This window comes from Bradyrhizobium sp. LeoB3 (assembly GCF_055456055.1).
The window spans coordinates 14,402-26,739 of sequence record NZ_JBVBEF010000016.1; the positions used below are offsets into that span (position 1 = coordinate 14,402).

At 62.2% G+C, this 12,338-nt stretch carries 11 protein-coding genes; 4 read left to right on the plus strand and 7 right to left on the minus strand.

What is annotated here, in order from left to right:
- Window positions 1-19: 19 nt before the first annotated feature.
- The 6 genes from ACZXDY_RS13805 to ACZXDY_RS13830 all read right to left on the minus strand — a co-directional run bounded on the left by ACZXDY_RS13805 (window position 20) and on the right by ACZXDY_RS13830 (window position 7,335).
- Window positions 20-904: an SMP-30/gluconolactonase/LRE family protein gene (locus tag ACZXDY_RS13805; protein ID WP_464345933.1), complete on the minus strand. Its 885-nt coding sequence runs from the start codon at window positions 902-904 to the stop codon at window positions 20-22.
- Window positions 904-1,992, minus strand: a complete 1,089-nt coding sequence (locus tag ACZXDY_RS13810) for an aldose epimerase family protein (RefSeq protein ID WP_464345866.1) — start codon at window positions 1,990-1,992, stop codon at window positions 904-906. The genes ACZXDY_RS13805 and ACZXDY_RS13810 overlap by 1 nt, the downstream gene beginning before the upstream one ends.
- A 208-nt stretch (window positions 1,993-2,200) precedes the next feature.
- Entirely contained in the window at window positions 2,201-3,550 is a 1,350-nt protein-coding gene (locus tag ACZXDY_RS13815) for a carbohydrate porin (RefSeq protein ID WP_464345867.1), read from the minus strand.
- A 170-nt stretch (window positions 3,551-3,720) separates the two neighbouring features.
- Window positions 3,721-4,782, minus strand: coding sequence for an ABC transporter permease (locus ACZXDY_RS13820; RefSeq protein WP_464345868.1), 1,062 nt, complete (start codon window positions 4,780-4,782; stop codon window positions 3,721-3,723).
- Window positions 4,779-6,305, minus strand: coding sequence for a sugar ABC transporter ATP-binding protein (locus ACZXDY_RS13825; protein WP_464345869.1), 1,527 nt, complete (start codon window positions 6,303-6,305; stop codon window positions 4,779-4,781). Before ACZXDY_RS13825 ends, ACZXDY_RS13820 begins: the two co-directional genes overlap by 4 nt.
- Before the next feature lie 64 nt (window positions 6,306-6,369).
- Window positions 6,370-7,335 carry a sugar-binding protein gene (locus ACZXDY_RS13830; protein ID WP_464345870.1) on the minus strand — a complete coding sequence of 322 codons (966 nt, stop codon included), beginning with the start codon at window positions 7,333-7,335 and terminating at the stop codon, window positions 6,370-6,372.
- 231 nt (window positions 7,336-7,566) lie between these two features.
- Here ACZXDY_RS13830 and ACZXDY_RS13835 point away from each other — a divergent pair, with 231 nt between their 5' ends.
- The 3 genes from ACZXDY_RS13835 (at window position 7,567) to ACZXDY_RS13845 (ending at window position 10,083) form a co-directional block, all read left to right on the plus strand.
- Entirely contained in the window at window positions 7,567-8,844 is a 1,278-nt protein-coding gene (locus tag ACZXDY_RS13835; protein ID WP_130223861.1) for an ROK family protein, read from the plus strand.
- A gap of 79 nt (window positions 8,845-8,923) precedes the next feature.
- The gene (locus ACZXDY_RS13840) at window positions 8,924-9,682 is read left to right on the plus strand and encodes an SDR family NAD(P)-dependent oxidoreductase (RefSeq protein WP_028164688.1); all 759 of its coding nucleotides are present in this window, start codon (window positions 8,924-8,926) and stop codon (window positions 9,680-9,682) included.
- A gap of 164 nt (window positions 9,683-9,846) precedes the next feature.
- Window positions 9,847-10,083: a hypothetical protein gene (locus tag ACZXDY_RS13845; protein ID WP_245287331.1), complete on the plus strand. Its 237-nt coding sequence runs from the start codon at window positions 9,847-9,849 to the stop codon at window positions 10,081-10,083.
- 153 nt (window positions 10,084-10,236) lie between these two features.
- Here ACZXDY_RS13845 and ACZXDY_RS13850 read toward each other — a convergent pair whose 3' ends face one another.
- The gene (locus ACZXDY_RS13850) at window positions 10,237-11,061 is read right to left on the minus strand and encodes an LOG family protein (RefSeq protein WP_464345871.1); all 825 of its coding nucleotides are present in this window, start codon (window positions 11,059-11,061) and stop codon (window positions 10,237-10,239) included.
- 237 nt (window positions 11,062-11,298) lie between these two features.
- Between ACZXDY_RS13850 and ACZXDY_RS13855 the strand changes: the two genes are divergently transcribed.
- The gene (locus ACZXDY_RS13855; protein ID WP_464345872.1) at window positions 11,299-12,321 is read left to right on the plus strand and encodes an LLM class flavin-dependent oxidoreductase; all 1,023 of its coding nucleotides are present in this window, start codon (window positions 11,299-11,301) and stop codon (window positions 12,319-12,321) included.
- The last annotated feature ends 17 nt before the right edge of the window (window positions 12,322-12,338 follow it).

Here is a 12,338-nt window from a genome sequence, read left to right on the forward strand (position 1 = left end):
ATTTGGGCGGGACTATCTCCTAGGAATTAGCAAGCCTGACGTCCGGCTCCGGTCGGCCGCGTGCAGCCACGTCCAGGACGAACGTGCGCCCATGATCCGGGTCGGCAGCACGCGCCGCCGCATCCATGTCTTGCCAGGCCGAGGTGACCAGGAGACGCGACAGATCGGGCCCGACGAACGCCGGACAGCTCGGCTGACGCGCCGGGACATGCAGGCAGCGAAGATGCTCGCCTTGCGGACTATAGACATCGACGCAACCGCCAGCCCAGCGCGCATTCCAGATCAGGCCGTCGGCATCGACCACCGCGCCGTCAAGGCCGCCAACGCCACGGTGTCGCAGCAAGACTTCGGGTGCGCCGCGCGGCAGGCCTGTCACGGGGTCGAGCGCGATGCGATAGAGTTCGTTCTTCGCGGTGTCGGCGAAATAGCCGAGCGCGCCGTCGACTGAAAAGCAGATGGCGTTCGGAATCGTGATGTTCGCAAAGAGGCGCGAGAGCTCGCCGTGATGGAGCGCGTAGACGCTGCCTGCCCCCGCCTCCGCCTTGCGTCCCATGGTGCCGATCCAGATCGTTCCGGACGGATGCACCCGCGCATCGTTGGATCGGGTGACGAGATTGTCGCCCTCGAGCGGACGATAAAGCGTCATCGAGCCATCGGCGATGGAACGGACATAAAGACCGTCTTCCGCGACAACAAGTTGACGCTCCGCGTCAATGCGCGCAAGCGCGCTCGCCATCCTGCCGAGCCGGTGAACGCGGACCTGTCTGCTCGCGAGGCGAGCCTCGAACAACCTGCTCTCGAGGATATCGAACCACCAGGCGGTATCTGTCGCCGCATCATAGGTCGGGCCCTCGCCGAGGTGGCAGCGCTCGGCGCACAGAATGGACGTCGGCACTTGCTCCATCATGTCGGCCCGCCCGCGGAACTAAACCGATAGACGCTGTGGTGCCGATAGACCGAGCCGGGCGCAAGGCGCGCGCTTGGAAAGTCCGCGCGGTTCGGCGCATCAGGCCAGACCTGCGGTTCGAGGCAGATAGCGTCGGATTGGCGGTAGAGCCGGCCTCGCTTTCCGACAACCGAGCCATCGAGATAGTTTCCGGAATAGATCTGCAATCCAGGCTGATCGGTCAGGAGCTCGAGAATCCGCCCCGATCTTGGCGCCTCGAGCCGGGCCGCGAGGCGTAGCTCGCCAGCATCATCGAGGCAGAAGTTATGGTCGTAGCCTCTACCGTTTCGAAGCTGCGCATCATAGCAGCGGATCCTGGCACCGACTGCCGTGGACTTGCGGAAATCGAAGGGGGTATCGGCGACCGCGCGCGGCGCCTCCGGCAAGGGAATCGCGCTCGGATCGATCGCGAGGAAACGGTCGGCGGCGATCGTGAGCCGGTGGTCGAGGATGTCCACGCCTGACGCAGCGCCTTCGAGATTGAAAAAGCTGTGGTTGGTCAGGTTGACGATCGTCGGACGATCGACCCGTGCCTCGAAGTTGACGGATAATTCCGTCGGCCCGGTCAGCCGATAGCCGACGCGAATGTCGAGCCGGCCGGGATAGCCCTCCTCGCCGTGAGCGCTGACATGGGCCAATGTCACCATCGGCTCCGCCCCATCCTCGATGTCAGCGATCCGCCAGAGCTTTCGGTCAAAACCGTCCGGGCCGCCATGGAGCGCATGCGCGCCGTTGTTGACCGCGAGCTGAACGACCTCGCCATCGAGCACGAAACGGCCATTGGCGATGCGATTGGCGTAGCGGCCGACCGTCGCGCCGAAGAAGTGCCGCTCGCGCAAATAGCTTGCAAGATCGTCGTGACCGAGCACGACGTCTTCGCAGCGGCCAACCGCATCGGGCACGATCAGCGCCTGAAGCGCGGCGCCATAGGTGATGACATGCGCTTGGAAGCCGCGCGCGCCCGAGAGCACCACCCGATCGACCGGGCGGCCATCGGGCAGCGCGCCGAAAACGTCCCTTGCAATGCGTGGCGTTGTCTCGGTCATGGCTCAGTCTTCGAACGCTTCGACGATCCGGCGCATGCCCATAACCCGCCTGCGATGTGGCGGCCGCATTTTCAATGGTCGCAGCGCCGGTGAGCAGTGCGGCAGCGATCTGCCGGCTTTTCTCCTCTCGGCATGCCCGCATACGGGCATGCACACACCTTTCGCGTCAGAGTAGCTCAATGTTTGACCCGAACGGGCTACCGTCGCATCAGAAATGGACCTCGGTGCGCAGACCAAGAACCCAGGCATTATCGGTCTTCACGCCGTCGGCATTATACCCGCGCCCGCCGGGATTGATCACATACTGGAGGTCGAATTTGAGGTTCATCCAGCCGGTCGCCTGCCACCCGTACCAAGCTTCGATCGGAATTTCGTTACCTCCTGCATTCGGGCTGAGAGCGGCCGAGTTCACGTGGGTCGTGCCCACAGCGAAGCCGACTTCGTCCTGGGGGCGCCAGGCGAATGTTCCGGTGTGCTTGACGCCCCAGGCGATCTGGTAGTCCTGGTACGACGTCCGGTGATCGGCGACGGTCGTATTGAGGAAGGTATACCAACCCAGCGCGCCCGGACCGTCAACGGTCAGCCGCTGCAGGATCGACTCATAAACGCCGAAGCGGCCTCTTCGATCTCCCAGATTCTGATCCGGAACACCACCGACGCCCGGGATGGTAACAATGATACCCGGGAGGCCACCATCAATCGTCGACTGACTGTCGTACCAGCCGCCCAATCTCCAGGTCCCGTACAGGGCACCGCTCGGGCTCCAGGTCAGCTCCATCGGCACGAACACACCCGAAACGGGTTTTGAGGAGGGGACGCCTGGCAGGAAGTAGATGCTGGGCTCTGAGGTCGTCAGATAATTCGGATTGGAGTCGTAGACGCCGACCGAAAACGTCCATTCCTTGGCGAAGTTGTAGTGGACGACACCGGCCCATTGGCTCACCGGCCAGTTATAGATGTAGCCGCCCTGGATGTTGCCGGGCTGGCCGCCGCAGAAGGTCAGGTTGATGAACTCGCACAGACCGAAGAAGAAGTCGGAGCCGACTGGGAGACGGCCGGCCTTGAGTTCAAGCTGATCATCAAAAAGCTTCTGCGAGTAATAGAGTTGGGTCAGGCGAAAGATATTGCCGCGGCCGAAAACTTCGTTGGTCAACTGCAAGGCCGGAATGCCTGCCTCGGTATTCAGATTGTCGCCGAAGCGCTGGACCAGCGTAAGGCCGACCGTACCCCCCGGGATGCCGGCAAGCTTCGCCATATCGAGCTTGGCCCCGAACCACAGCTGTCCAGCGTTGGCCGCGGTGTTCCTGTTTCCGCCCGACAGGTTTCCGACGGATTCATTGCCCAGCGTCAGGCCAATATCGATGCCCTGCTCCTTCAGCTGGGTCCTGCCGAGATCGCCAAACAGGTATGGCCTTGTCCAGAAATCATCGGCCGCGACATAAGGAAGAGGCGGAGCTTTCGTTGAAAAATCGGCCGCATGCGCTCCACCGCTCAACAGAGATGACAAAGCAATCCCCACCCCGCACACGCGCGCGATGTTTACAGATCTATGCAACATTTTCTGGCACTCCCAGCGTCCCCAGGCTTTGTCTATTTTGTGTCACGTTCCCGCCCAAAGCCCTCGAGCCTGGAACGTGCATCCTCCCCAGCCCAGACCGATTTCAGCCGCCGAAGAAACAGTCCGTATGGCGACTGGCGGTTGAAGTCGTGATTCTCCTTACTGAGCTGTCACGCCTGATCGCCCGTACTCATTGGCAACGCAGCCGCGCCGCGCGGTGATGCGCTCTGCTTTCCTTGCACAAGTGTCGATCTCTGCGCCGTGCGGGCCAGGCCGGCCAGCGCCACCTTGCGCCGCCGACGGCTCTGCAATTGCTGATCCGCCAGCACGCCGAGCAGAATCACGGTCCCCATCACCGCGAAGTTCAGGGAATTGGGAATGCCCAGGATGTTCACAAGGTTCTGCAGCACCTGCAGCAGCGCCGTCCCCAGCACGATACCGAGAATGGAGCCCTCGCCGCCGCGCAGGCTGCACCCACCGAGAACCGCAGCCGCGATCGCATAGAGCTCGTAGAAGTTGCCGAACGAACTCGGAGAGACCGAGTTCGTGTAGAATACGAACAACACCGTTGAAACGCCGGCGAGCCCGCCGCTGATGATGTAGGCGGTCGCGATCACGATATCTGTGCGGATACCGGAGAAGCGCGCCGCTTCCTCGTTCTTGCCCACGGCATAGAGCCAGCGCCCGTAGACCGAGCGGTGCAGCAGCACGCCGAGGATCAGCGCAAGGATGATCAAGAAGACGAAGGTGTTCGGGACGCCCGCGATATTGCCGGAGGCGATGTTGCTCAGTGTGCTGGCCTCGTCACCGTAGCCGAAGCCGCGTGTCGAATCGCTCGTATAGTAGCGGGCGGCGCCGCGATAGATCAGCAACCCGCACAGCGTCACGATGAAGGGCTGCATTTTCAGCCGTGTGATCAGGAAACCCTGGATGCCCCCTAGCGCCAGTCCGCCGAGCAGGACGAGCAGCAGCGCGAAGGGCCAATAGACCTGATAAGTCGTCAGAAGGTCGATGAATACGACGCCAAGCAGCGCGAACATCGAGCCGACCGAAAGGTCGATGCCTCCGGTGATGATCACAAGCCCGACGCCGAGCGCGAACACGCCGAACAGGCCGATCAGATTGGCCATATTCAGCAAGTTCACCAACGATAGAAAGGCCGGATTGATCGCGCCCGTGATGGCGGAGATCACCACCAGCAGCAGACACAGGCCGAGTTCTTTCTTCATCATGGCGCGGCGGCTTCCATGGTTTCCAGCGCTTGGCCGACCGCCAGCCGCAACACGTTATATTCGCTGAACTGCTCGCGCTCGAGCACGCCGCTGACACTCCCTTCATGCATCACCGCCACGCGGTCGGAGACGCCGATGACCTCCTCCATGTCCGAGGAGATCATCACGATCGCGACGCCCTGGTCGGCGAGGTCGCGCATCAGCACATAAATCTCGCTCTTGGCACCGACATCGATGCCACGGGTCGGCTCGTCGAAGAACATCACTCGCGGCTGCATGGAGAGCCACTTGCCCAGCACTACTTTTTGCTGGTTGCCGCCGGAGAGCGTCACGGCCTCCATATCGATACTCGGCGCCTTTATGGACAGGCTCCGAACCTGTTCTTTCGCGACCTTGCGCTCGGCCGCGCCGTTTACCAGCCACATCCGCGCATAGTTCAGCAAGCTCGCGAGCGTCACGTTCTCCCGGATCGGCAGTTCAAGCACTAGCCCGGATTTCTTGCGGTCCTCCGGCACCAGATAGATTCCTTGCCTGATCGCGTCCCGCGGCGACGCGACACCGACCGGCACGTTGTCGATCCTGATCTCGCCACCCAGCAGCGGGTCAATGCCGAAGGCCGCGCGGGCGAGCGAGGTGCGGCCAGCGCCCACGAGCCCCGCCAGGCCGAGAATCTCGCCGCTCCGCACGGAAAGATTGATCTGCCGGTCGGGAAAGGCTGACGTCACGAGGCCGACAATGTCGCAGCCGCCCGGCTGCGGCGGCCGTTTCGGCGGCGTATACAGCGCCTTCAGGTCGCGGCCGATCATAAGCCGGATCATTGCGGCATGGCTCAGCTCGTCGCGCGCCAGCTCCCCCACCGTGCGCCCGTCGCGCAGCACCACGACGCGGTCAGCGCAGGTCATGATCTCGCCCAGCCGGTGAGAGATAAAGATCACCGAGATGCCGTGCGCCTTCAGGTCGGCAATCACCTCCAGCAGCCGTTCCGTCTCCGAAATTGTCAGGCTGGAGGTCGGCTCGTCCATGATGATCACGCGGGCGTCAATCGAGAGCGCCTTGGCGATCTCCACCATCTGACGCTGCGCGATGGACAGGTCGTCGACCAGCGTGTTCGGGGTGAAATCGGCGCCCAGCCGCGCCAGCAGGGGCGTCACGCGGGCGCGCATCTCCGCGTTGTCCACCAGCTTCAGCGGGCCGCCGGTGAGCTTCTCGCGCCCTATGAATACGTTCGCCGCGACGTCGAGATTCTCGAACAGGTTCAGTTCCTGGTGCACGAAGGCGATGCCGGCCCGCGTCGCCTCGCTCACCGTCAGCCGGGCGTGGTCGTTGCCGCCGATGCGGATCACGCCTTCGCTCGGCGCGATCACGCCGCCCAGCACGCGCATCAGCGTCGACTTGCCGGCGCCGTTCTCGCCGATCAGGCCCAATACCTCGCCGCGGTACACGCGCAGGTTGACATTGTCGAGGGCTTTGACACCGGGATAAGTCTTGCTGATCCCGGCAAGTTCAAGCAGCGTTTCCGCCATTTGGCGCTTCCTCCCGCACAACGCCCGGTCGCCTGTGGCAGCCCGGCGGTGAAGCATACTGAAGTCACTTCTTCAGCAGTTCCTTCAGAGATGCGGTGAACTCCGCGACGTTGGACTTGCCGATCACCTTGGTCGGTACGATCAGCTTGCTATCCGCCGGGATCCAGGACTTGTCGCCGTTCAGCGTTTTGATGATGTTGGTGGCGGAGAGATAGCCGAACTCGTACGGCTGCTGCACGACCGTGGATTCGATCGTGCCGTCGGAAATGCCCCGCAGCGTGCGCTGGTCCTCGTCGAAGCCGACAATCTTCACCTTGCCGACCTTGCCCGCCGCCTTCACCGCGTCATAGATCAAGGGTGTCTCGTAGCTCCACAGGCCGGACAACAGCGCAATGTCGGGATATTTGACGAGCACGTTCTCCGTATTCGCCTTGGCCTTGGCGAAGTCCACCTGGTCGGTGAACACGTCGACCAGCTCGACCTTGGTGCCGGCGATCGCTTCCTTGATACCCTGCACCCGCTCGCGGGCGTTGTCAGCGTCCATCGTTCCGACAAACAGCGCGATCTTGCCGCCGTTCGGCAGCGCCTTCTTGATCTCCTCGCCCGCCTGCCGCCCAGCCGCGACGTTGTCGGTGCCGATATAGGCGAGACGATTGCTCTGCGGCGCGTCGCTGTCCGTCGTGATCAATACGGTCTTGGCCGCAACCTTGTTGAGTTCTTCGGTTGCGTGCGGCGCATCGTCTACAGAGATAGAGATGCCGGCGACGCCGCGCACCAGCAGGTCATCCAACTCGCGCCGCTGGCCCGCCGCAGTTCCGTCGTTGGTGACGATCAACTCGATATTGTATTCCGGGTGCTCCTTCTGCGCCTTCTCAAGCCCGCGGCCGGCGATGGTCCAGAAGTCGGCCGCGACATTGGTCACCAGCGCGATGGTCTTTTTCTGCTGCGCTTGTGCCGCGCCCGTGGCCATCGCGAGCGCCGTTGCGCTCACCAGCAGCGGCACGATCAATGTCTTCATTGAGCTCTTCATGTGCACCTCCCTGTCGTCACCCCATGAGGGGCTTCACGCACGGCGCTTTGTTATTTTATTCACGATACGAATAAATTATCGGAACTCTATATCGAGTCAAGGATGTTATTGTCCGCTCCCTCACGCAACAATAGTATAATTGGTACGATGAGGTAGCCTTCATTGCTCTTTTTGGCCATATCCCGCGCCGCACACGTTGATTAATTTCACTGACCGAATTAAAAGACCCGCATGGATGAGCAGCCCGAGCCGCCGAGACGTGCTTCAAGCGTGGCCCGCGGATCGAATCGCGGCCGCCTCGTCGAAGTCTTGCGACGTCAGGGGCCATTGCCGCGCGTGGAGCTCGCACGTAGTACGGGGCTGAGCTTCGCGGCCATTTCGGCCATAACGTCGAGACTGATAGCGGAAGAACTGTTGTGCGAGGCCGAGACCGACGCCGGGGCGGCGACGTCGTGGCCCGACGATACCGACGAAGAGGATACGGACGGGCTGAATGGCCGTCGCCGTGGCCGGCCTGCGGTATTGCTGACCCTGAACCCGGAGTTTGGCCGCATCATCGCGGTCTCGCTACGCATGAACCTGATTGAGACACTGATCGCAGACTTCAGTGGCTCTGGCTTGGCGCAATCGCGACTTGCACTCACGACGCGCGCTCTCGATGCAGATGCGTTGTGCGATCTCATGATCGCGCAGATCGATGCTATGCTTGACGCGACGGCAACGCCGCGCCATCGGCTGTTGGGAATCGGGATTGCGCTGCAGGGCATCGTGAACGCCGACACCGGACGGCATCTGTGGAGTCCGGCGCTGTCGGTCACCGACATCGATCTGGCGAAGCCGATGCGTCAGGCATTCGGGGTCGAGGTCGTGATGGCGAACGACGCTGTCGCAGTTGCGCTGGCCCTCGCAGCCGCGGAGCCGGCACTGGCGCAGGGCCTCTCGGCCACGATCATGGTCGGCCACGGCGTCGGGATGGGCGTCGTTGTCGACGGCGAAGCGCGCTGGGGCGCCGGTGCCGGCAGCGAGATCGGCCATGTCAAGTTGGCGCCGAACGGTCCGCAATGCCGCTGCGGCCAGCGCGGCTGCATCGAAGCCTATCTCGCCGACTACGCGATCTACCGCGACGCCCGCACCTTTCTCGACCTGCCGCCGGCAGTGTCGCAGCAGCCTTCCGAGGCGCAGATGGCTCTGCTGCGCCAGCGAGCACTGGGCGGCGATCCCCGTCTCGAGCACTTATTCCGGCAGGCAGGCCACGCGCTTGCAGAGGCGGTCGCCGCAACGATATCGGTGCTGCGCCCGCACCATGTCATCCTCGCGGGCCCCGGCCTGCAGGCATTTGACATGATGCGCCGCGCCTATGAGGAGCGGCTCGACCAGGCGGTGTTACCGTGGCTGCTCAAGTCCACGGCAATATATGTGCGTCCAAGCGAGTCGGCGGCAATTGTCGACGGCATGGTGCGGCGGACGCTGCGGGTCGTGGACCGAAACCACATGGAGACGACCGAGTGAACACCGGGAGCCGTGGCCCTTGTTGGAGCCGCAGCAAACGCAACTGACGCCCTTCAGGCGCAAAATCGAGAGGATGCCAATGCAAGGCGCCATCTATCCAAGTCTCAAGGACCGGACTGTACTGGTGACCGGCGGCGGTTCCGGGATCGGCGAGGCTATCGTCCGCCGGTTCGTCAGCCAAGGCTCGCGGGTCGGTTTCATCGACATCGATCTGGAGGCCTCAAAGCATCTCCTGGCCAGCCTGCCGGCGCATGCGAGCGTGCACTTCGAGCACGCCGATCTGCGCGACATCGCCGCCCTGAGACGCGCGGTCGCCGGCGTCCGCGAGATGTTCGGGCCGATCACCATCCTGGTCAATAACGCGGCCCGCGACGACCGTCACGCGATCGAGGACGTCACGCCGGAATATTGGGACGAGCGAATCGCGGTCAATCTGAAGCATCAGTTCTTTAGCGCGCAGGCGATCGCGCCGGACATGATCCAGGCAGGGGGCGGTTCGATCGTCAACATCGGCTCGGTGAGCTGGGTGATCGGCCAGGGCAACATGCCCTGCTACACCACCGCCAAATCCGCGGTTCAGGGCCTGACCCGTGCCCTCGCCCGCGATCTTGGGCCGAACAACGTGCGGGTCAATTCCATCCTGCCCGGATGGATCATGACCCAGCGGCAGCAGGATCTGTGGTTGACGCCCGATGGTGAGGCCGAAATCATGCAGCGCCAATGCCTTAAGCGCAAGCTCGTGCCTGATGACATCGCCCGCGCCGTCCTGTTCTTCGCCGCCGATGACAGCAGCGCCTGCACCAACCAGAGCTACATCGTCGATGGCGGCTGGGTCTAACCACATTGCCGACTGCGTTGACGATATCTCGCGAGCTGGACGATCCGCGTCGAGCCTGAAGTAGCACCGTCGCAGTCAGACAATCGCGATAAGCCTTCGTTCCCGGCGAAGGCAGTCGCCGGCATTTCCAGATTGTCCAGCCTGCCCGTGTCGGTCATGCTGCGATGATGAAAAATCATTCTGCCGCAAGCGGATCGGATGTCTTGCTGGGTGTGATCGCGATCCGGCTTGCGGCCCTGGTTTTGACAGGTTCGATCTTGCTGCTGTTGCCGCGGCAACCTCGTGACGATTCAGCCTGCGTCCCCTCCCTCGCAGGAAGGTCCGACTTGCAAGTTGCATCGGAGGCAGAACGCCTGCACGTCAGCGATCCGGTGGCGGGCGACATGCTCCTGCATGATTAGAGTATTTTCGGTTCTGATGGAATCAGAACCGAAGCTCTAGATTCTTGTTTGACGCGTTTTCTTCACGCGAACCGGGGCCCACTTCACTCGAAAACGCTCCAGGGCATGATCCGAAAAAGCGGATGCCGGTTGCTCCGCGCCGTCCGTCGCCGATCAACCGGCTGGGCTAGTACCATGCGCGCGCAAGCCACGGCGAACCAGTGAGGCCCAACCCTCCTCTGCGCTCTCCGCAAATTCAAAGAGACCGGGGTCGGCCGCAGAAATCATGCCCTCCTCGACGAGCGCGTCAAAGTTGATGATTTTGCGCCAGTACCTTTCGCCGAACAGCACAATGGGCGTTGGAGGGGCCTTCCGCGTTTGCTGCAGCGTCAGCACCTCGAACATCTCGTCCATGGTTCCGAAACCGCCGGGAAAAATCGCCAAGGCGTTCGCACGCATGGCCAAATGCATTTTGCGCATTGCAAAGTAGTGAAATCGGAAGCTGAGCTCCGGCGTGATGTAGCCATTGGGAATTTGCTCATGTGGCAGGGTGATGTTGAATCCGATGCTTGGAGCACCGACGTCGGACGCACCTTGGTTTGCCGCCTCCATGATGCCGGGGCCGCCGCCAGTAGCGACAACATTGTCGCGCCACCGGTTCTTGGGATCGAAGGCGCCGCCGCGTTGCGAAGCGATGCGCCCGAATTCGCGCGCGACCTGGTAGAACTCGGATTGCTGCAGCAATTTCTCAGCCACCCTCTTCTCGGTCTCCGTCCGAGCCGCTTCGACGGCGGCGGCAGCCTGCTCCGGAGACGGCACACGCGCGCTGCCAAAAACAATGATAGTCGAGCGGATTCCCCAATCCCGCAACGCGAGTTCAGCTTTGGCATATTCGAGGGCAAAGCGGATCGATCGCATCTCGTCCCGAAGCAAGAATTCGGTATCTTCAACCGCCAGCAGCGTGCTCCGCGAGCTATGCGGGGTCGTCTGTTCATTCATATCGCTATTGTCCATTCTGCAGACTAAGTTCAACACGTTCTACGGTAGCGCAGGCCATGACGCCGGGATATTGTCTCATCGAATCTATCAAAATATACGTCAATGATGCTACTCGACACTCGCAACCAGCCGCGGTGGATCGTGCGCAGGGCGTTGATGCGATTGCGCGCATCTGATGCAGATTGCCGACGGGCAGCAACCTCGAATGTGCGTCCCAAGGGTTTAGGCTGAATATCCATGAAAAAGATCGGCTTTCTATCGTTCGGGCATTGGACGCCTTCACCGCAATCGCAGACGCGATCGGCATCCGACGCCCTTCTGCAATCCATCGAACTTGCCGTTGCCGCCGAAGATTTGGGGGCAGACGGTGCGTATTTCCGTGTGCATCATTTCGCTCGTCAGCTCGCTTCACCGTTTCCGTTGCTGGCAGCCGTAGGCGCGAAGACCCGCCGGATCGAGATCGGCACGGCAGTCATCGACATGCGCTATGAGAACCCGCTGTACATGGCCGAGGATGCGGGCGCGGCCGACCTCATTGCCGGTGGGCGCTTGCAACTCGGCATCAGCCGGGGATCACCCGAGCAGGTCATCGATGGGTGGCGCTACTTCGGTTACGTTCCACGCGACGGCGAGACCGCTTCCGACATGGCCCGGCACAATACGGAGATCCTGCTCGAGCTGCTGCGCGGCGAGGGCTTCGCAAAGCCCAATCCGCATCCGATGTTTCCGAACCCTCCCGGCCTCTTGCGCATCGAGCCGTACTCGGAAGGCTTGCGCGACCGCATCTGGTGGGGCGCCGGGTCGAACGCTACCGCGGTCTGGGCGGCCAAGCTGGGCATGAATCTGCAAAGCTCCACCCTGAAGGACGACGAGACCGGAGAGCCGTTCCACGTCCAGCAAGCGAACCAGATCCGAGCTTTCCGCGAGGCCTGGAAGGCGGCTGGTCACAAGCGCGAGCCTCGTGTGTCAGTCAGCCGCAGCATCTTCGCGCTGGTCGACGACCGGGACCGCGCCTACTTCGGACACGGTGGTCAGGACGCGGACCAAATCGGCTTCATCGACGAAAAAACCAAGGCAATCTTCGGCCGCAGCTATGCCGCCGAGCCGGACGTGCTGATTGCGCAATTGGCCAAGGATGAAGCTATTGCGGAGGCCGATACGCTGCTTTTGACCGTGCCCAATCAGCTTGGCGTGGATTACAACGCACACGTCATCGAGGCGATCCTGACTCACATCGCCCCCGCGCTTGGTTGGCGCTAACCCTTATTGTGGGGTCA